22 protein-coding genes are annotated in these 19,369 nt (G+C 67.6%); 6 read left to right on the forward strand and 16 right to left on the reverse strand.

The window, feature by feature from the left end; translation table 11 throughout:
• Positions 1–99 precede the first annotated feature (99 nt).
• Both WS91_RS17095 and WS91_RS17100 read left to right on the forward strand, forming a co-directional pair.
• Entirely contained in the window at positions 100–798 is a 699-nt protein-coding gene (locus WS91_RS17095) for an HAD-IA family hydrolase (protein WP_059583876.1), read from the forward strand.
• Between the two features lie 63 nt (positions 799–861).
• Positions 862–1,212: a cupin domain-containing protein gene (locus WS91_RS17100; protein WP_038752871.1), complete on the forward strand. Its 351-nt coding sequence runs from the start codon at positions 862–864 to the stop codon at positions 1,210–1,212.
• Between the two features lie 28 nt (positions 1,213–1,240).
• On the opposite strand, the gene WS91_RS17105 is transcribed toward WS91_RS17100, so the two are convergent.
• Positions 1,241–1,501 carry a hypothetical protein gene (locus tag WS91_RS17105; RefSeq protein WP_038752873.1) on the reverse strand — a complete coding sequence of 87 codons (261 nt, stop codon included), beginning with the start codon at positions 1,499–1,501 and terminating at the stop codon, positions 1,241–1,243.
• Between the two features lie 283 nt (positions 1,502–1,784).
• Between WS91_RS17105 and WS91_RS17110 the strand changes: the two genes are divergently transcribed.
• On the forward strand, positions 1,785–2,252 hold the full coding sequence (locus WS91_RS17110; protein WP_038752875.1) for a DUF3761 domain-containing protein: 468 nt from the start codon (positions 1,785–1,787) through the stop codon (positions 2,250–2,252).
• Between the two features lie 299 nt (positions 2,253–2,551).
• Here the strand turns inward: WS91_RS17110 and WS91_RS17120 are convergent, their stop codons facing one another.
• The 6 genes from WS91_RS17120 to WS91_RS17145 all read right to left on the reverse strand — a co-directional run bounded on the left by WS91_RS17120 (position 2,552) and on the right by WS91_RS17145 (position 9,659).
• On the reverse strand, positions 2,552–3,010 hold the full coding sequence (locus WS91_RS17120) for a dihydroneopterin aldolase (protein ID WP_038752878.1): 459 nt from the start codon (positions 3,008–3,010) through the stop codon (positions 2,552–2,554).
• Entirely contained in the window at positions 3,010–3,645 is a 636-nt protein-coding gene (locus WS91_RS17125) for a sarcosine oxidase subunit gamma (RefSeq protein ID WP_059670667.1), read from the reverse strand. Before WS91_RS17125 ends, WS91_RS17120 begins: the two co-directional genes overlap by 1 nt.
• Complete coding sequence (locus WS91_RS17130; protein ID WP_059670668.1) at positions 3,635–6,643, reverse strand: sarcosine oxidase subunit alpha family protein; 3,009 nt, start codon at positions 6,641–6,643, stop codon at positions 3,635–3,637. The genes WS91_RS17125 and WS91_RS17130 overlap by 11 nt, the downstream gene beginning before the upstream one ends.
• On the reverse strand, positions 6,640–6,933 hold the full coding sequence (locus WS91_RS17135; protein ID WP_038752884.1) for a sarcosine oxidase subunit delta: 294 nt from the start codon (positions 6,931–6,933) through the stop codon (positions 6,640–6,642). The genes WS91_RS17130 and WS91_RS17135 overlap by 4 nt, the downstream gene beginning before the upstream one ends.
• A gap of 79 nt (positions 6,934–7,012) precedes the next feature.
• The gene (locus WS91_RS17140) at positions 7,013–8,257 is read right to left on the reverse strand and encodes a sarcosine oxidase subunit beta family protein (RefSeq protein WP_038752886.1); all 1,245 of its coding nucleotides are present in this window, start codon (positions 8,255–8,257) and stop codon (positions 7,013–7,015) included.
• 16 nt (positions 8,258–8,273) lie between these two features.
• Positions 8,274–9,659 carry an L-serine ammonia-lyase gene (locus WS91_RS17145; protein WP_038752888.1) on the reverse strand — a complete coding sequence of 462 codons (1,386 nt, stop codon included), beginning with the start codon at positions 9,657–9,659 and terminating at the stop codon, positions 8,274–8,276.
• Between the two features lie 289 nt (positions 9,660–9,948).
• Here WS91_RS17145 and WS91_RS17150 point away from each other — a divergent pair, with 289 nt between their 5' ends.
• Positions 9,949–11,058, forward strand: a complete 1,110-nt coding sequence (locus WS91_RS17150) for a GlxA family transcriptional regulator (protein WP_059670669.1) — start codon at positions 9,949–9,951, stop codon at positions 11,056–11,058.
• Between the two features lie 49 nt (positions 11,059–11,107).
• Here WS91_RS17150 and WS91_RS17155 read toward each other — a convergent pair whose 3' ends face one another.
• Both WS91_RS17155 and WS91_RS17160 read right to left on the reverse strand, forming a co-directional pair.
• Complete coding sequence (locus WS91_RS17155) at positions 11,108–11,371, reverse strand: hypothetical protein (protein WP_059583889.1); 264 nt, start codon at positions 11,369–11,371, stop codon at positions 11,108–11,110.
• A 251-nt stretch (positions 11,372–11,622) separates the two neighbouring features.
• Positions 11,623–12,327: a YceH family protein gene (locus WS91_RS17160; RefSeq protein WP_038752892.1), complete on the reverse strand. Its 705-nt coding sequence runs from the start codon at positions 12,325–12,327 to the stop codon at positions 11,623–11,625.
• Between WS91_RS17160 and WS91_RS35955 the strand changes: the two genes are divergently transcribed.
• Positions 12,317–12,748 carry a hypothetical protein gene (locus WS91_RS35955; protein ID WP_145986869.1) on the forward strand — a complete coding sequence of 144 codons (432 nt, stop codon included), beginning with the start codon at positions 12,317–12,319 and terminating at the stop codon, positions 12,746–12,748. The genes WS91_RS17160 and WS91_RS35955 overlap by 11 nt on opposite strands.
• The gene (locus WS91_RS17165) at positions 12,745–13,902 is read left to right on the forward strand and encodes a hypothetical protein (protein WP_082745243.1); all 1,158 of its coding nucleotides are present in this window, start codon (positions 12,745–12,747) and stop codon (positions 13,900–13,902) included. Before WS91_RS35955 ends, WS91_RS17165 begins: the two co-directional genes overlap by 4 nt.
• A 233-nt stretch (positions 13,903–14,135) precedes the next feature.
• On the opposite strand, the gene WS91_RS17170 is transcribed toward WS91_RS17165, so the two are convergent.
• From WS91_RS17170 to WS91_RS17200, 7 genes are all read right to left on the reverse strand, one after another.
• Positions 14,136–14,864, reverse strand: coding sequence for a glutathione S-transferase (locus tag WS91_RS17170; RefSeq protein WP_059670670.1), 729 nt, complete (start codon positions 14,862–14,864; stop codon positions 14,136–14,138).
• 101 nt (positions 14,865–14,965) lie between these two features.
• Positions 14,966–15,265 (reverse strand): hypothetical protein, encoded by a 300-nt coding sequence (locus tag WS91_RS38190; RefSeq protein ID WP_059670671.1) that lies wholly within the window; start codon positions 15,263–15,265, stop codon positions 14,966–14,968.
• Positions 15,266–15,331: 66 nt separating this feature from the next.
• Positions 15,332–16,009: an NAD-dependent epimerase/dehydratase family protein gene (locus tag WS91_RS17180; protein ID WP_059583894.1), complete on the reverse strand. Its 678-nt coding sequence runs from the start codon at positions 16,007–16,009 to the stop codon at positions 15,332–15,334.
• 4 nt (positions 16,010–16,013) lie between these two features.
• On the reverse strand, positions 16,014–16,871 hold the full coding sequence (locus WS91_RS17185; protein ID WP_059670672.1) for an SDR family NAD(P)-dependent oxidoreductase: 858 nt from the start codon (positions 16,869–16,871) through the stop codon (positions 16,014–16,016).
• 173 nt (positions 16,872–17,044) lie between these two features.
• Positions 17,045–17,890: an SDR family NAD(P)-dependent oxidoreductase gene (locus tag WS91_RS17190; protein WP_038753257.1), complete on the reverse strand. Its 846-nt coding sequence runs from the start codon at positions 17,888–17,890 to the stop codon at positions 17,045–17,047.
• A 56-nt stretch (positions 17,891–17,946) separates the two neighbouring features.
• Entirely contained in the window at positions 17,947–18,516 is a 570-nt protein-coding gene (locus tag WS91_RS17195) for a TetR/AcrR family transcriptional regulator (RefSeq protein ID WP_038753255.1), read from the reverse strand.
• Positions 18,517–18,816: 300 nt separating this feature from the next.
• Complete coding sequence (locus WS91_RS17200; RefSeq protein WP_059670673.1) at positions 18,817–19,287, reverse strand: cupin domain-containing protein; 471 nt, start codon at positions 19,285–19,287, stop codon at positions 18,817–18,819.
• Positions 19,288–19,369 lie beyond the last annotated feature (82 nt).

Raw genomic sequence — 19,369 nt, forward strand, 5'->3', positions numbered from 1 at the left:
TACCCGGTAACTATCGATTCGAAACATGTTACCCGGTAACACGTCACCTAACGACGTGTGGCGGATTTAGCGCTTACGAACCAGCGAGCACCATCCACCATGAGCCTCACCCGATTCAGAGTCCTGACCTTCGACGTCGTCGGCACGTTGATCGATTTCGAGCGCGGCATGCTCGACTACGTGCGCGACGTCGCGCCCGGCGCGCGCGTCGCCGACGAGGATTTCCTGCGCGCCTACCGCGCCGCCCGCAAGCACGCGAACGCGACGTGGTATCCCGACGATCTCGTCCGCTGCTGGCACGCGGTCGCGCCCGCGCTCGGCCTGCCCGGCGGCGACGCGGCCGCTCGCGGTTTTCGCGACTCGGTCGCGCGTTGGCCCGCGTTCGCCGATTCGGTCGACGCGCTGAAGCGGCTGCGCCGGCACTTCAAGCTGGTGACGATGACGAATGCGCAGCGATGGGCGCTCGAACATTTCGCGGCGACGCTCGATCATCCGTTCGATCTCGAGCTGAGCTGCGACGACGCGCTCTGCGAGAAGCCCGATCCGCGCTACTTCGCGTATGCGCGCGGCCGCTTCGAGGGCGCGTGGGGCTATCGGCAGGAGGACAACCTGCACGTCGCGCAGAGTCAGTATCACGACATCGGCGTGTCGATGCGGCTCGGCATCGCGACGTGCTGGATCGAGCGCCGGCACGCTCAGCAGGGCTCGGGCGGCACGATCGAATCCGAAATCACCCGCCCCGACTATCACTTCCGCTCGCTCGCCGAGCTCGCGGACGCGGTCGATGCCGGCCGCTGACCGGCGCGCCGCCGCGCAATCCTTTCAATTCCCCGTCGACACGAACCACACGGAATTCGCCAGATGCCCATCACCGTCATATCGCAATCGGCCCGCGCCGCCGGGCTCGACGATGCCGGCGCGGTCGCGCGCCCGCTCGGCGCGACCGTCGCGCGCACCCGCTGCCTCGACATTCCGCTCGAAGGCGCGGGCGACAATCAGACCGGGCTGTGGGAATGCTCGCCGGGCCGCTTCGAGCGGCAGCTCGCGAACGCCGAGGTGATGCACGTCCTGTCGGGCGTCTGCACGTTCACGCCGGCGGGCGGCGAGCCGGTGGAGATCCGCGCGGGCGACACGCTGTTCTTTCCGGCCGATACCGCCGGCGTCTGGGAAATCAGCGAGACGCTGCGCAAGGTCTATGTCGTGATGGCCTGAGCGTCGACGCGCGCGGCCGCGCGCCGGATCACGCGTCCTCGGGCGGATGCGCTTCGAGCCACGCGACGATCTGCTGCTCGGCCTGCAGCGGCGTCACGGTTTCGCCCGTCGCCAGCACTTCGTATTTGAAAGGATCGGAGCCGTCGAGATTGTCCGGCTCCGGCTGCGCGATGGTCCAGCGCCAGTCGATCCGATCGGCGATCGGCGACGGCGCGCCCTCGATGCTGCATCGGCAGCCGTCGATCTCCGCGACAAATCCGGTGTGGGTCGGTTCAAAACTCGCAAACACGGCGACTCCCGTCGATGTACGGCCGCAGCGCGGCAGGGTGGCGAGTATCTCACGATCGCGCCGCCCGCCCTGTCGCGCGTGCGCCGGCCTGTTACACCCTGTCACGCATGGTTGCACTTTTGCCGAGCCGTTCGCGCGCTCGCGTGTCAACCGGGCGCGGAACCCGGGAGTTAATGTCGGTACTGGCGCATGCTTTTGCGTCAGGGCTGCGCGCGTGTCGCAACGTGCGCACACACGCTCACGCAAGTGGACGCGCGCCAACCCCACATCGTCAGGAGTAGAAATGAAAAAGACCGCCCTTCTCTCGGCACTCGCCGCCGGCCTGTGCATCTCGATCAGCAGCTTCGCGCAAGCTCCGGCAAGCGCGCCCGCCGGCACGACCGGCCTTTGCAAGGACGGCACGCTCTACTCCGGCGCGTCGAAGAAAGGCGCATGCTCGGGCCATAAGGGCTTGAAGACGTGGTACGGCGCATCGAAGGCCGCGGCGGCGAGCGGCGCATCGGCCGCGACGGCGCCGGCCGCCGCGGCGTCGGCTCCGGCCGCCGCCTCGGGCACGCCGGGCGCGACCGCCGCGACGAAGAGCGCGGCGAGCGCCGGCGCGCCCGGTCAGGTGTGGGTGAACACCGACACGAAGGTGTACCACTGCGCGACCGACAAGTACTACGGCAAGACCAAGCACGGCGAATACCTGTCGGAAGCGGCCGCGAAAGCGAAGGGCTTCCACGCGTCGCACGGCAAGGCCTGCTCGTGATGCACGGCCCGGCGAGGCCGGCGCGCGTGCGCAGCGCGCGCCGGCCTCGCCGGGCGCATCGGGCGCATCGGGCGCATCGGGCGCATCGGGCGCATCGGGCGCATCGGGCGCATCGGGCGCATCGGGCGCAGCGGGCGCAGCGGGCGCACAACGCAGCGTGGCGCGCATTGCACGTCACGACGACGATGCGCGCGACATGCGCGATGACGAAGCGGCGCGATGACGGCGCTGCGCTGCCACGCCGCCACGACACCACGAAGCCGCGCGAAGCGACAACCCGGCCGCGCGCGCCGGTTCGCTCAGCCGCGCGCGGCTGCCTCGCGCGCGGCCGCGCGCCACGCCGCATGGTCCGCGCGCGTCCAGTCTAGCTCGACGCCGACCCGCTTCGTCCCCGGCCGGATCTTCGGCTTGTGCAGCGCGAGCGTCAGCGCGTCGAGCGCCGGCCATTCGTCGAACGACAGCACGGCGATCTCGAGCGCGAGCGTCTCGAGCAACCGCGTGTGCGGCTTGTGCGCGAGGAACGACGCGATCCGCGCGCAATACGCGTCGTAGTCGATCCAGCCGTCGCCGCTCGCCTCCGACGGCTCGCGGCGATAGGCCAGCCGCGCGTCGAGCACGACGGGCTGCGGCGCCGCGTGCTCGTGCGGATGAATGCCGATGCGCGCCGGCACCTTCAGCGCGTCGACGAACACGCTCCAGCCGCGCCCGCGCGCGCACGCCGGATCGAGCGTCGCGAACGGCGCCTCGACGGGTTTCATCAGGCGAGCGGCGTCGCCGCGTCGAGCATGATGCGGCAGAAGTAATCGGCGAAACTGCGCCGCACGACGATGTCGAACGAATCGTCGCCGGTCGGCACGAGCGTGATCGACGCCTTGAAGTAATGGCTCTGCGCACACTGCCCGACGCCGAACGCGCGCGGATGCAGATCGAGCGGGCAGCCGCGCGCGAGCACGTCGCGCGCGCGCGCGCCGCTCACTTCGACGATCGTGTAGCCGCTGCCGACGTCGACGGCCGCCGCATAGAGCCCCTGCATCGCCTCCGCGAGCGTCGCGGCGAGCGCGCCCGCCGCGACCGCGCCGTTCGAGCGCACGAGCCATTCGTCGGGGCCGAGCCACAGCACGTCATAGTCGGCGCTGCGCGCGACCGTGTTCGGCTTCACCGGCGGCCGGCAGCCGACGGCCTGCTCGAACGCGCGCACGAAGGCGGGATCGCCCGGCTCGCCGCGCACGTTGACGAGGTCGAGGAACGGCCGTTCGCGGAACAGGAATTTCTTCGACGCGCGCGCGTCGTGCGCCTTCAACGCGTCGCCCGCGCCGACGAGCGGCGATTCGAGCCGCACGCCGCCCTGCGCGTGCGCCGCCGCCGAAGCCTCGTTTCTCGTTTCATTCCACATGCTGACGTACCCCTTCGGTGTCGTAGAAAACCGGGCTCGAGATCGTCGCGACCACGCGCCGGCCGTTGGCGAGCGAAACCGCGACGCGCTCGCCCATCCTGCTCAGGCCGCCCTTCACCACCGCGAGCGCGATCGAGCGCTTCAGAATCGGGCTGTAATAGCTCGACGTGACGTGGCCGAGCATCTCGATCGTGCCGTCGGCGCGCGCGGCCGCGTCGGCCTCGACGATCTGCCCGCCTTCCGGCAGCACGTACTGCGCGTCCTCGGTCAGCAGGCCGACGAACTGCTTGCGGCCGCTCTTCGCGGTATCGGCGCGCGTGAGCGAGCGGCGGCCGAGAAAATCCTTCGACTTCGCGACGAGCCCGCCCATCCCGAGATCGAACGGCGTGATCGATCCGTCGGTGTCCTGACCGACGATGATGTAACCCTTCTCCGCGCGCAGCACGTGCATCGTCTCGGTGCCGTACGGCGTGATGTCGAATTCCGCGCCCGCTTCCATCAGCGCTTCCCACACCGCGCGGCCCGCGTTCGCCGGCACGTTCACTTCGTACGCGAGCTCGCCCGAGAAGCTGATGCGCATCACGCGCGCCTTCGCGCCCGCGACTGTGCCGTCGCGATAGCTCATGAACGGGAACGCATCGTTCGCGAAATCGATGTCCTTGCACACCTTCTGCACGACCTTGCGGCTCTTCGGCCCGACCACCGCGAACGTCGCCCAGTGATCGGTGACGGACGCGAGCCGCACTTTCATGTCCGGCCATTCCGTCTGCAGCCAGCGTTCGAGCCACGTGAGCACGCGCGCCGCGCCGCCCGTCGTCGTCGTCATCATGAAATGCTGTTCGCCGAGACGCACGGTCACGCCGTCGTCGAACACCATGCCGTTCTCGTCGAGCATCAGCCCGTAGCGGCACTTGCCGACTTCGAGCTTGTTCCACGGGTTCGTGTACATCCAGTTCAAGAGCTTCACCGCGTCCGGCCCCTGGATGTCGATCTTGCCGAGCGTCGATGCGTCGAGCATGCCGACGCCGTTGCGCACCGCAAGGCATTCGCGCTTCACGGCGGCGTGCAGATCCTCGCCGCTCTTCGGGAAATACCACGGCCGCTTCCAGTTGCCGACGTCCTCGAACAGCGCGCCGTGCTCGACGTGCCATTCGTGGATGCAGGTCTTGCGCACCGGATCGAGGAAATCGCCGAGCTCGCGGCCCGCGAACGCGCCGAACGACACCGGCGTGTAGTTCGGGCGAAACGTCGTCGTGCCCGTCTCCGGAATCGACTTGCCGAGCGCCTGCGCGAGAATCGCCATCCCGTTGATGTTGCCGAGCTTGCCCTGATCGGTGCCGAAGCCCATCGCCGTGTAGCGCTTCACGTGCTCGACCGATTCGAAGCCTTCGCGCGCGGCAAGCAGGATGTCGGCCGCGCCGACGTCGTTCTGGAAATCGACGAACTGCTTCGGACCGCGAACCGCCGCGTCCGCGCCGCTCGCGAGCCATAACGGCAGCAGCGCGTCCTCCACAGCTTCGGCGACCTTCGGCACGGGCGGCCGCTCGGCGGCAAGACCCGTCGACTTCGCCGCGGCCACGCCCGCGTCGACCGCGAGCCGCAGCGCGCGCGACAACTCGAACTCGCCGGCCGCCGCGCCGACGCTCGCTTCCGCCTGCATCGGCTTGCCGGGCACGAAGCAGGTCTTGTCGTCGTTCCAGTGCGCCTTGCCGCCCGATTGCGCGAACAGGTGCAGCACCGGGCTGAAGCCGCCCGACATCGCGACGAGCTCGCACGGCAGCGTCGCGATCTTGCCGCCCGAGCGGCCATTCGCGTACGACGCGACGTCCACCGACGCGACGCGCAGCTTGCCCGCCGCGCTCGACACGACCGCGCCGCTCATCACGGCGATGCCGTTGCGCTTCGCGACCGCGGGCAACGCGCCGCGCGTCGACGAGCGCGCATCGACGACCGTCACTTTCGCGCCGCACGCCTTGAGATCGAGCGCGCACTGATAGCCGCGATCGTTGTTCGTCGCGACGACCGCGACGCGCCCCGGCAGCACGCCGTAGCGATGAATGTACGTCGACACGGCCGACGCGGTCATCACGCCCGGCAGGTCGTTGTTGCCGAACACGAGCGGCCGCTCGTGCGCGCCCGCGGCAAGGATCACGCGCTTCGCGCGCACCTTCCAGATCAGCTCGCGCGTGCCCTTGCGCATCGACACCGGAAGATGGTCGGTGAGCCGCTGCACGACGGTCACGAGGTTGTGATCCTGATAGCCGAACGCGGTGCTGCGCGCGAGGATCGTCACGTCGGGCAGCTTCGCGAGCTCCGCTTCGATCTTCTCGACCCATTGCAGCGCGGGCTTGCCGTCGATCTCCGCGCGGCTCGCGAGCAGGCTGCCGCCGAGCTCGCGCTGATCGTCGACGAGCATCACGCGCGCACCGTTGACGGCCGCCGCGTGCGCGGCCGCGAGCCCCGTCGGGCCGCCGCCGACGACGAGCACGTCGCAGTGCGCGTAGCGCTTGTCGTAGCGGTCGGCGTCGAGCGTATCGGGCGCCTTGCCGAGGCCCGCCGCTTCGCGGATCTTCTCTTCGTACTTCGGCCAAAGGTTGCGCGGCCACATGAACGTCTTGTAGTAGAAGCCCGCCGGCAGGAAGCGCGAGAACTTCTGCATCACGGCCATCCGGTCGTGCTCGATGGACGGCTTCGCGTTCACGCTCGTCGCGACGAGCCCCTGGTACAGCTCGATCTCGGTCGCGCGCGCGTTCGGCACCGTGTACGCGCCGGTTTCGAGCTGCACGACGGCGTTCGGCTCGTCGACGCCCGCCGTCACGATCCCGCGCGGCCGGTGATACTTGAAGCTGCGCGCGACGAAGTGCACGCCGTTCGCGAGCAGCGCGGACGCGAGCGTGTCGCCCTGGAAGCCCTGATACGTGCGGCCGTTGAACGTGAAGGTGAGCGGCTGTGCGCGGTTGATGCGCCCGCCTGCGCCGAGTCGGTCTTTCTGGCTCATTTGCTCGTGTCCTCTGCTGCGTTGGCGGCGGCTGCGCCGAACGTTTCGTAGCCCTGAAACTCGTAAGTGACGGTATCGCGCTGCGCGACGAACCAGCGGCGGCAGCCCTGCGCATGCAGCCATTGCTCGCGGTGCGCGCCGCGCGGATTCTTGCGCATGAACAGGTAGTCGCCCCATTCGCGGTCGGACAGCTTGTCCGTGTCGAGCGGGCGCGCGATATCGGCTTCGCCGCCGCAACTGAATTCGGATTCGGCGCGCGGGCCGCACCACGGACATTCGATCAGCAACATGTTTCGTTCTCCTCTGTCGACCAGAGTTAGCGCTTTAGCGCTTACTCTGGTCCCATGCACGTAGTGCGCGGTGGTTCGGTCAGTGCGCGACGGCGGCCGCGCCGTGCTCGTCGATCAGGTGGCCGTTGTAGAAGCGCTCGAGCGCGAACGGCGCATTGAGCGGATGCGGCTCGTCGCGCGCGATCGTGTGCGCGAACACCCAGCCCGAGCCCGGCGTCGCCTTGAAGCCGCCCGTGCCCCAGCCGCAGTTGAAGTACAGGCCCTTCACGTCGGTCTTGCTGATGATCGGGCACGCGTCCGGCGACACGTCGACGATACCGCCCCACTGGCGGTTCATCCGCACGCGAGAGAACACCGGGAACATCTCGACGATCGCCTGCAGCGTGCCTTCGATGATCTGGAAGCTGCCGCGCTGGCCGAAGCCCGCGTATTGATCGATGCCCGCGCCGATCACGAGATCGCCCTTGTCGGACTGGCTGATGTACGCATGCACCGCGTTCGACATCACGACCGTGTTCACGACGGGCTTGATCGGCTCCGACACGAGCGCCTGCAGCGGATGGCTTTCGAGCGGCAGCCGCACGCCGGCCATGTCGGCGAGCGTCGTCGTGTTGCCGGCCGCGACCACCGCGACCTTCTTCGCCTTGATGAAGCCCTTCACCGTGTCGACGCCGACCACCGCGCCGCCTTCGCGGCGGATGCCCGTCACCTGGCAGTTCTGGATGATGTCGACGCCCGCGCGGTCCGCGCCGCGCGCGAAGCCCCAGGCCACCGCGTCGTGCCGCGCGACGCCGCCGCGCCGCTGGATCGACGCGCCGAGCACCGGATAGCGGCTGTTCAGGTTGATCGTCGGCTCGATCTCCTTGATCTGCGCGGGCGTCAGGAACTCGGCATCGACGCCGTTCAGGCGGTTCGCGTTCACGCGCCGCTCGGTGTCGCGCACGTCCTGCAGCGTGTGCGCGAGGTTCATCACGCCGCGCTGGCTGAACATCACGTTGTAATTCAGGTCCTGCGCGAGCCCTTCCCACAGCTTCATCGCCTTCTCGTAGAGCGCGGCGGATTCGTCCCACAGGTAGTTCGAGCGCACGATCGTCGTGTTGCGCGCGGTGTTGCCGCCGCCGATCCAGCCCTTCTCGAGCACCGCGACGTTGGTCACGCCGTGCTCCTTCGCGAGGTAGTACGCGGTCGCGAGGCCGTGCCCGCCGCCGCCGACGATCACGACGTCGTACTCGCGCTTCGGCTCCGGGCTCTTCCACTGCTTTTCCCAGTTCTCGTGATACGACAGGCCGTTGCGAAACAGGCTGAATATCGAGTAGCGGCTCATGTTGATGGACCCTTCGTTAGCATTCGATGACGTTCACGGCGAGGCCGCCGCGCGACGTTTCCTTGTATTTCGTCTTCATGTCGGCGCCCGTCTCGCGCATCGTCTTGATGACGGAATCGAGCGACACGTAGTGCTGGCCGTCGCCCTTCAGCGCGATCCGCGACGCGTTGAGCGCCTTGATCGCGCCCATCGCGTTGCGCTCGATGCACGGAATCTGCACGAGGCCGCCGACGGGATCGCACGTCATCCCGAGGTTGTGCTCCATGCCGATCTCGGCCGCGTTCTCGACCTGCCCGGGCGTGCCGCCCATCACCGCCGCGAGCGCGGCGGCGGCCATCGAGCACGCGACGCCGACCTCGCCCTGGCAGCCGACCTCCGCGCCGGAGATCGACGCGGTTTCCTTGTAGATGATCCCGATCGCCGCGGCGGTGAGCAGAAAATCGACGATGCCCTGCTCGTTCGAGCCCGGTACGAATTTCACGTAGTAATGGAGGACGGCCGGGATCACGCCCGCCGCGCCGTTCGTCGGCGCGGTGACGACGCGCCCGCCCGCCGCGTTCTCCTCGTTGACCGCCATCGCGTAGAGGTTCACCCAGTCGAGCATCGACAGCGGATCGCGCAGCGATTCCTCCGATCGATTGCGCAGCCGCGTGTGGAGCTCGGCCGCGCGGCGCTTCACGCGCATCGGGCCGGGCAGCTCGCCGTCGACCTTGCAGCCGCGCTCGACGCATGCGGCCATCGTCTTCCAGATCGCGACGAGGCCCGCGCGCACTTCGTCGGCGGGGCGCAGCGCGCATTCGTTGCGAAACGTGAGCTCGGCGATCGACAGGCCGCTCGCGCGGCACGCGCGCATCAGGTCGTCGCCGGTGCGGAACGGATGCGGCACATCCGCCGCCGCGCGCACGCCGTTCACGCGGTCGCCGTCGCGATTGACGACGAAGCCGCCGCCCACCGAGTAATATTCCTTCTCGACGAGCAGTTGGCCGTGCTCGTCGAACGCCTGGAAACGCATGCCGTTCGGATGCACGACGCTCGTGCCGCTCATCAGCTTGCGGTAGAAGCCGATGTCCTCCTTCTCGTCGAAGCGGATGCCGCGCTTGCCGAGCAGCGCGAGCGATTTTTCCGCGCGAATCGCGTTCAAGCGGGGCTCGATCAGGTCGGGATCGATCGCGTCCGGCAGATGGCCCTCGAGGCCGAGCAGCACCGCCTTGTCGGTGCCGTGGCCCTTGCCCGTCGCGCCGAGCGAGCCGTACAGCCCGATCCGCACGCGGCGCACGAAGCCGAGCAGGTTCGCATCCTCGACGTGCGACGCGAACCGGCACGCGGCGATCATCGGCCCGACGGTGTGCGAGCTCGACGGACCGATGCCGATCTTGAACAGATCGAAAACGCTGACGTTCATCTGGCTGCCCTTGCGTAACGATGCTTGGTTGACGTTGGGCGTCAGTACATCAAAGCGTAAAATCCGCCGATAGAACAAAAACGGCATCGGCGTGGGACGCCGCCGCCAACCGCCGCGCGTGACAGGCATTCCGTGCGTTTCGGCGATGGTTCGCGGCGAAAAAACACAAGTCCCGCGCGGCCCGATCGGCGACGCTCGCAGTACGGTCTGCGCGGCTGCCCGGGCGTCGGGCGCCCGTAGACTGGAGACACGCCGGGCCGCGCCCCGGCCAACCGAAGATTTTGCAGACATGACCGCCGACGTACCCGCTTCGCCCCTTGCCGCCGATTCCGCCCAGCCGCGCCTGCGCTTCGCAATCGTGCTGCTGCCGAATTTCACGCTGACCGCGTTCTCGGGGTTCGTCGACATGCTGCGGCTGTCCGCCGACGACGGCGACCACAGCAAGCCCGTGCGCTGCTCGTGGACCGTGATCGGCGACACGCTCGCGCCCGTGCGCGCGAGCTGCGGGATTCAGGTGACGCCGTGGCAGACGTTCGACGACGCCGACGCGTTCGACTACGTGGTCGTCGTGGGCGGCCTGCTGCATTCGGGGCCGCAGGCGGGGCCGCAGACGCTGCAGTTCGTCCGCCGCGCGGCGGCGGCGGGCGCGAACCTCGTCGGGATCTGCACGGGCGCGTTCGCGCTGATGCGCGCGGGCGTGCTCGACGGGCACCGCGTGTGCGTGAGCTGGTTCCATTATTGGGATTTCGTCGAGCGCTTCCCGAACGCCGATCCGGATCTGCTGATCGCCGATCGCCTGTTCGTGATCGACCGGCGGCGGATCACGTGCTCGGGCGGGCGCGCGTCGATCGACGTCGCCGCGGCGATCCTGCTGCGCCACTTCGATCACGCAACGGTGCAGAAGGCGCTCCGAATCCTGCTCGTCGGCGAGATGCAGAAGGGCAACGCGCCGCAGCCGCACCCGCCGGGGCTCGAGCCCGCGACGCATCCGAAGGTCAAGCGCGCGATCCTGCTGATGGAGCAGCATGTCGGGCGCGCGCTGCCGCTCGACGAGCTCGCGTGCAAGCTCGATCTGTCGACGCGGCAGCTCGAGCGGCTGTTCAAGGCGCAGACCGGCAGGAGCCCGCAGGCGTTCGCGAAGCAGGTGCGGCTGCGCACGGCCGCGTGGCTCCTGACGAGCTCGGACCGCACCGTCGCCGACATCGCATCGAGCTGCGGGTTCGCGGACGCGTCGCACCTCGGGCGCGAGTTCCGCAAGCAGTTCGGCGCGCCGCCCGCGGCTTACCGCGAGAAAGGCGGCGCGGCGGGCGGCGCGGGGGAGGCGGCGGCGATCGCGGGCGCGGCGGGCGATGCGCCGGCCGATCCGGACGCGGATTGGAACAGCGAATTGGGGGCATGACGCCGACGTCGCTAGCGCTGCCGATGCCGATGCTGATGCCGATGCCGATTCAACCGGCAGCGGAATGCGCGCCGACGAACGCCCGCAGCCGCGCGTCGCGAATCTCCAGCACGTCGAACAATCCGAGCGCGCGCAGCGACGGTAGCGTGTCGAGCAAGTCGCGCTCGGCCTGCGCGTGCGCCTGCGCCGACGCGTGCGCGTCGCTCCAGACGCGCGCGTTGGCGAGAAACGCGGCGACCGTCCCTTTGCGAATCGATACGCCGTCGATCTCGACGCGGTTGACGTGATCGGGAAGGATGCCTTCTGCTTTCATCGCGGACTCCGGTGTGGTGGTGACGAAGCTCCACTGTAGATGGCCCGGCGCAGCGAGACTGCGGCATCAAAGCCAATCGATACGCCGTTTGCGCCATGGCGGGCGCCGGGATTCGCGCGGCGCATGCCGCTTCGGCGCACGCGTCGGCGTCGGCGTCGGGCGAGCAGGCCGCGCGGCATCGGACTCAGACGCGTCGAACAAGGCTGACGCCGGCGCGCATGCCGCAAGCCACGACCGCTCGCGCGCGAAGATCAGCCCCCGCGCGAAAACTTGCCGACGTCGATGCCGAGCTCGTTCGCCATGTGCTCGACGAACGCGCGCAGTTGCGCGAGCTCCGCCGTCAGCGCCTTCTGCTCGGCCTTCAGCGCTTCGAACTCCGACGGCGGCACCGCGTCGTCCTGCGCGCCGCGCGCGGGCGCTTCGTCCGGCGCGATGTCGCCGCACAGCAGATGCATCCACCGGCTCTCGCGCTCGCCCGGCGCGCGCGCGAGCTTGACGACGAGCGGCGGCGTGCGCGCGGCGAGCTCGTCGAGGAACGCCTCGACCGACGAGATGTCGGCGAAGCCGTGCAGGCGCGCGGTGTTCAGGCGCAGCTCCGCGCCCGTCTGCGGACCGCGCAGCAGCAGCATCGTCAGCAACGCGGCCGCCTGGCTCGGAATGCCGAGCACGCGGTTCATGTTGTGCTCGAAGCGCGGCACGCGGCTGCTGCTGCCCTCCGACGCGAGGCTCAGACGCTTCAGGCCGTCGATCGCCGTGAGCACCTCGGCCTCCGACACGTTCATCACCGGCGATCGGGCGGTCTTCTGATTGCAGCCGGCCGTCAGCGCGTTGAGCGACAGCGGATAGGTATCCGGAACCGTGTGCTGCTTCTCGATCAATACGCCGAGCACGCGCGCTTCGAGCGGCGTGAGGGCGCGAATGGCGGGGCGTTGGGATGCATCGGGAGTGGAATTCATAGTGACGTCGCTGCGGGCTGTGCTGGTGTTGAAACAGGATCAAACAGGATCTTTCGGCTGCAGGACGATCCCGGCAGGCGAACCGAATCAAATGATAGCCGGGCTCGACGCTTCGGGTAATACCCGCTTGCGCGCCGCGCGATCGCGACGAGGCGCGATCATGGCCGCCGCGGCGGCAGCCGCCCGCGAACGCGTTAAGCGGATACGTGGCTCGTCGGCCGCAACACAGCAATGCGGCGCCGCGCCCGGCACGCGCGCGCATCCGCTCGCATCGGCATGGAATAACGGCGCGACGCCGCACGTTTACGCCGAGCGGCCACGCGCGCGGCGTTTGGCCGCGGGGCGGCCGCGCGCCCGTCTCATTTGTGCCGTCCGGCAATCGGCTGCTGTTCGACGTTTCGAAAATGGAGTCAAGCCATGAAAGCTCTACGTCATGTTTCATCCCCCGACCCGCCCGCCCGCGTCACTCCCGCCGCCCGCTTGCGAACGCTCGCGCGCGGCCTGCGCAACGCCGTCTGCGGCGCCGGCATCGTCGCGCTATCGTCCGGCTTCGCGTGGGCGAGCGGCAACGAGACGATTCTTCCGCCATCGGCGATGACCGCGTCAACGGTCCCCGCGAACGGCGATCTCAATCCGTACGGCATCGCATTCGTGCCGAGCGGCGTGCCCTCATGGAGCACGCTGAAGCCGGGCGACGTCGTCGTCTCGAACTTCAACAACAAAGCGAACCTGCAGGGCACCGGCACGACGATCGTGAAGCTCGTGCCGAACGGCGATCCCGTGGTCTTCTTCCAGGGCGGCAACGTCGGCCTCACCACCGCGCTCGCGGTGCTCCACAGCGGCTTCGTGCTCGTCGGCAACCTGCCGACGAAGGACGGCACGACGCTCGCGTCGTCCGGCTCGCTGCTCGTCGTCAATCCGCAAGGCACGCTCGTCAAGGAACTGACCAGCCCCGCGCTGCTCGACGGGCCGTGGGATCTCGCGGTGATCGACCGGGGGCAACGCATCACGGCGTTCGTGTCGAACGTGCTGAACGGCACGGTGGCGCGGCTCGACATGACGATCGGCGAGAACGGCGTCACGGTGCTGCCGAGCTCGCTCGTCATCGCGTCGGGCTATCTGCATCGAAGCGATCCGGCGGCGCTCGTCGTCGGGCCGACGGGCCTCGCATACGATTCGACCCGCGACGTGCTGTACGTCGCGTCGACGGGCGACAACGCGGTGTTCGCGATTCACGGCGCCGCGTCGACGACGCGCAACAACGGCGTCGGGCGCATGATCTATTTCGACAACATGCACCTGCACGGCCCGCTCGCGCTGGCGCTCGCGCCGAACGGCCACCTCGTCACCGCGAACGGCGACGCCGTCAATGCCGATCCGAATCAGCCGAGCGAAATCGTCGAGTTCACGCCCGAGGGGCGCTTCATCGCGCAAATGCAGGTCGACTCGGTGCCGGGGGCGGCGTTCGGACTCGCGTTCGGGGCGAGCGGCGGCGGGCAGCCGCAATTCGCGGCCGTCGACGACAACACGAACACGGCGACCGTCTGGACGCTGCGTCAAGACAAAGGCAACTGATTCCGAAGGCTCGGCCGCAGCGGGCCGCCGGCGGCAAGGATTCGCGCCGGCGGCCCGGATCTCGCGGCGTCGGACGACGAACGCCGAATCCGGGCGATGCATCGCGGCCGAATCGGCCGCTTCCTTCCGGATGCGCGACGAACGGCGATGCGGAATTCGTCATGGCTCGCGCCGCCCCGCCCGACACGCGCCGACGATCGGCGAGCACGGCATGCCGATCGACGCGCCGCCGCTCATCGATCCAGCTCGGCGTAATGCCGGAAGATCCCCTGCTCGTTGAACGGAATGCGCCGACCGGACGCCAGATAGCGCGCGATCGGCGGATGCTGCGCGATCCTGTCGTGCAGCTCGACCAGCCCGGCATGCTTCTTCTCGATACGCGCCATCGCCTTCGGAAACGCGTAGCGCAAGCCCTCGATCAGCTGGAACATCGACAGATCCACATACGTCAGGCCGCCGCCCGCCATGTAGCCGCTCTTGTGCGGATTGCGCGCGAGCACCTTGCCGAAATAGCCGAGGAACTTCGGCAGCCGATGCTTGATGAAATCCTCCGCCCGCATCGCGGCTTGCGCTTTCTGGTCCTCGTAATACAGGCCGCTTGCGATCGGATGGTGACTGTCGTGAACCTCGACGACGAAATCGGACACCGTCAGCTGCAATTGATGCGTCCACAGCCGCCCTGCGTCGTCGCGCGGCGCGAGGTGATGCCGCGCGCCGAGGAACAGCAGGATGTTGGCCGTTTGCCCGATGATCTGCTCGCCCGCCTTGAGGAACGGCGGCGCGAACGGCAGGCATTCCAGCGAATCGCTCTCCAGGAGCCCCATCATCGCCGACACGCCCAGGCCCTTGCGCGGCGATTCGCGCGCGACGTCCACGTATTCGGCTTCGGCCGCCTCGAGCGCGAGCCGCACGAATTCGCCGCGCCCCTGGATGTCCGGCCAGTAGTAAAGCTCGTAGCGCATGCTGCCTCCCTTTCGTTGCGTGAAAGACGTTCGAACCGGCACTCGGCTTCGAATTTCGCGGCCGAGCATCGCGGCTCGCCCCGCAAACGGAAAACGACAGTCTAGGCGCAAACCGCGGCCGACGTAGTCATGACGCGGCGGCCGCGCCGGCCGCGGCGTTCGGAAGGCCCGGGCAAACGGCACCCGCGATCCGCCGCCGCGCCCGCATACGCGAGCGCGAAGCGCGCGAAGCATGCCCGCGCGCGCTCGACGATCGCGGGCAGCGCGATCGTCGGCGACAGCAGCATGCCGACGACGAGGCAGGTCTTGCGTGCGGCGGCGGCGCTCCAGCCGCGCCGGCATTGGCCATCGGACACATAGCCGCACCACTGCTCGTCGTTGAAATCGATGTACCAATTCAACCCTGAGCGACCCTTCGGGATGGCATCCTGACGATGGCTGTTTCCCGAGCACACCGGCCGTTCGCGTTACGCCCGTGCGCTGGCCAGACGATGGATCGCGGCCGGCGTCAGAACGCGCTGGGGCACCCCGTGGCGCGCCGCGTTGAGCATCGCATCGCCAACGGCCCGGGTGGTCAGGACGCTGGCGGGTGAAATTCGCCGAAGCAACAGCAGCAGCGGTTTGAGTGCGACGTACATCCAGCGATACGAAGCCGTGCGCGACTGAATGCCGTTCTCAGGCAGGATCGCGGATGGGCGGAAAATGACCACTTGCCGGAATGGCAGTCGCTGCAGCGCATTCTCGATTTGGCCGCGAACGCGAGCCCACATGCTTCGGCCTTGTTCACTGCTGTCGGCGCCGGCGCCGGATACATAAACCATCGTCATGGCAGGGCTCACGCGAAGCAGTTCCCGGGCGACATTGAGCGTGAGGTCGTAGGTTACCGCGCGATAGGCGGCCTCGGACAAGCCGAAAGACGACACCCCTGCGCAGAAAAAGCAGGCGTCGACACCGGCGAACGTGTCGTCCATGGCCCGAAAACTTGCGAGGTCGGGCAAGGTGAATACCTTGACCCGCGGGTCCACGCCCCCCTCCAGCGCGCGCCGGCCGATGACGATGATTTCGGCGACGTCCTCCGCTGCGAGGCAGGCACGCAATACACCCTGGCCGACCATGCCGGTCGCGCCGATCAGTACGACGCGCATGCGTTCACTCCGCGGGCCATTCGAGCGGTGCCGCGCCGAAATCGGCTGCAAGCGTCACGGCCTTCCAGTTTTGCCCGGTCTCGCGGCGGACGTCCTCCTCGGCTTCGACGACCTGCCAGGCATCCGAGCCAAGCACCAGCCGCGCCGGCACGAATTCACGCGAAGCCAGCATGACGATCAGTTTAGCGACGCGCTCGGGATCTCCCACTTCATGGCCCACGTACGCGTCGATCAGCGCCTTGAACCCGGCCATCGATTGCTGATAGTCCTCGGGAAGGTCTTGCAGTGTCGAACGCGCCTCGTATCCCCATTCGGTGCGCATGCCGCCTGGTTCCAGCGTGCAGACGCGGATGCCGAACGGTGCGAGTTCCTTGCCGACGACATCGCTGAATCCGCCGACGGCCCATTTCGCCGACTGGTAAGCGGAGAGTCCCGGGCTGCTGATGCGGCCGCCCGCCGATGAAATCTGAAAGATGTGGCCGCTGCCCTGCGAGCGCATCACCGGAATGACTGCGCGCGTGAGGTTGACCACTCCAAAAAGATTGGTTTCGAACTGTGCGCGGAAATCGTCCGAAGACGTGTACTCGAATGGCTGGACATGGCCGTAACCGGCGTTGTTGACGAGTGCGTCCAGACGCCCGAACCGGCGCACCGCTTCGGCTACGGCGCGCTTTGCCCGCTCCTCGTTGGTCACGTCCAGCTCGAACGTCGCCAGACGCTCGCCGTGACGCGCCTGCAAATCGGCGAACCGCGAAGTGTCGCGCGCGGTGGCCAGAACCATGCCGTCGTCCTGCAAGGCGGCCTCGAGAATGGCGCGGCCGAGCCCTCGGGACGCGCCGGTAATCAACCAGACTTTTGACATGATCGTAGAACCTCCGTTATGCGCCGACATCCGCGCGATGAAAATGAAATGGCATGAATGGAGAAGCGCCGTGCCTCGCCCATGCAATCAGGCGTCTGCCGGGCCCGACCGCTGCCGCGCTCGTGGCGTGCGGCGATCTTTCGGGCGGGCCGCGGCCGGCGCCGCGGCAATGGTTACTGGGGATTGAATCCCGCCTTGCCTTCGAACATCACCGAACCGGCGAGGTCCTTTTGGGCCTGCAGCGCGGCGAGGCTCCGGCTATAAGCGGCTTCGAGCACCGCGTAGGCGTCCCCGCCGAGGACGGTGCGCAGCGGCGGCTCCGGCAACTGGCTGATCGCATAGATGGCGCCGGCCATTTTCACGGGATCGCCCGATGCGTATTCATCGCCGACCGCCTTGATCTGCTGGCGCAGCTTGCCGACCACGCCGTCCTTGTAGCAGGCGAGTTCGTCGGTCCAGCGAATGTTGGCCACGAAGCCCGTCTTGATGGAGCCCGGTTCGACGATGAGGGTCTTGATGCCGAATTCGGCCACTTCCTGGCTCACCGCTTCCGCAAAGCCCTCGAGGCCGTATTTCGCAGCGTGATAGAGCGAGCCGCTCGGGAAGGCGGCGCGTCCTCCGACACTGGTGACATGGACGAACGTGCCGTGCTTTCGCGCGCGCATCGCGCCGAGGAAGGCGCGCGTGATGTGGATGGGCGCGAGCAGATTGAGCGCGATCTGCTGCTCGATGTCGGCTTCGGTCATTTCCTCCATTGCGCCGATGACGGCGCCACCCGCGTTGTTGACGACCACATCGACATCGGGATGGCGCGCCGCGACGGCCTGCACCTGCTCAGGACGGGTCACGTCGACCGACTCCACTTCGAGCGCATCGGGCCAGGCTTCCTTCAGCGCCTGCAGCGCTGCGACTCGTCGCACCGCGGCAACCACACGATGCCCGTCGGCGAGCACTTTTTCGGTGAGGGCCAAACCGAGCCCGCCGGATGCTCCGGTAATGAACCACTTCTGACTGCGCATGATGATTGCCCCCTCCAACATTGAGCGCGTACGCGCTCACTTAAAATGTAAAAAAATTACTCCGTGACAGCTCGCCACGCGGCACGAAACCCCAGTTGCCGATGACGTTCGGCACCCTCGGGTTCCCTGTCGACGTACTCGATCGTGATGTCGGCAATGCGCTCGATCACGGCGTAAAGAAACGCAATCGGCGCATCGGCAAGCACGCCGTTCTGCACCGCGTCCTCCATCATCCGGGACACGGCCAGGAACGGCTCCATGCCTCGTGCCCGCGTTCCTTCCTGCAGCACTCCCGAAGCCGACAGCTTCGAAAGCGCAAGGCGCCCGGCCGCATTGGCCAGCCCCCAGCCCACGTAACGCTGGAAGATGTGTTCCATGCGAAGCCGGTAGCTCGCGTTATCCGGATAGTCTGGCATGACATAATCGGCCAGCTCGTTTTTGAGGTGCAGGTACAGTTCCTGGAACAGGACTTCCTTGTTCTCGAAGTAGGTGAACAGCGTTCCTTCCGCGACTCCCGCGCCGCGGGCGATGCTCGCCGTGCTCGCCAGCACGCCTTGGTCGGCAACCGCCTGCGTCGCCGACAACAAAAGGGCATTGCGTTTTTCCGGGCTCAGAGGGCGCGCCATCGTGGTTCGAATCGAACAAGAGTGAGTACGCGCTCAATTATAGGCGGCATTCGAGATCGAGGCAAACTGCCCAGATTGCCGTGGCGAAGGCTTTAGACGCCCGCGCCGCGCACCGGGAACTGGGGACACTACCTCCGCTGCCGGCCGAATGCCGCCGGAGCCGGAAAATGGCGGATAGCCCCCCATGACAGCCAGATGCCAAGGAATCAATCGCAACCGCCAATCAATCGACGCGACAACGGCATGCCAATTCCCAAAGCGCCCAAAATCCGCCGTTGCCGTACGTAGCCTCCGTCGAATTCACGCCGCACCGTCGCCCTCCAACTCCACATACCCCTCCACCTCCCCCGCCACAAACAACCGCTTCCCCAACCGCGGATAATCACAGACATCCTGCTCCAACCGCTGCCCCGCCGCGATGAATACGAGGGGCACATCCCCCGAGTTCTTCAGCACATGCGCCGGCCCGCGCTGCGCGAACCCCAGAAAATCGCCCGGCCCAACCGGAAACGTCCGTTCGCCGATCGTCGCCTCGCCGTACCCGGACAGGATGTACACGCACTCCTCTTCGTAAAGATGCCGGTGGTACTCGGACGATTCGTGCCCCGGCATGATCGTGATGATCAGAAACCCGAACTGCGTGATCCCGGTCTTGTCGCTCAGCGGCTTCTTCAAGCGCACCGCGTTCTCGTTCAGCGTATGGACCGAACGCACTACGTCCATCGCTTCGATATCGGCGGCTTTCAGCAATTCCGGAGGGGTGTTCGGCATGATTGAGCTCGCTCCAATGGGGACAAGTTTGATGTGAGTAAAACAATCGCAACCAGGGCACCGCGCGACGCAACGCAATGAA

This window comes from Burkholderia sp. MSMB1498 (assembly GCF_001526245.1).
GTDB lineage: Bacteria > Pseudomonadota > Gammaproteobacteria > Burkholderiales > Burkholderiaceae > Burkholderia > Burkholderia savannae.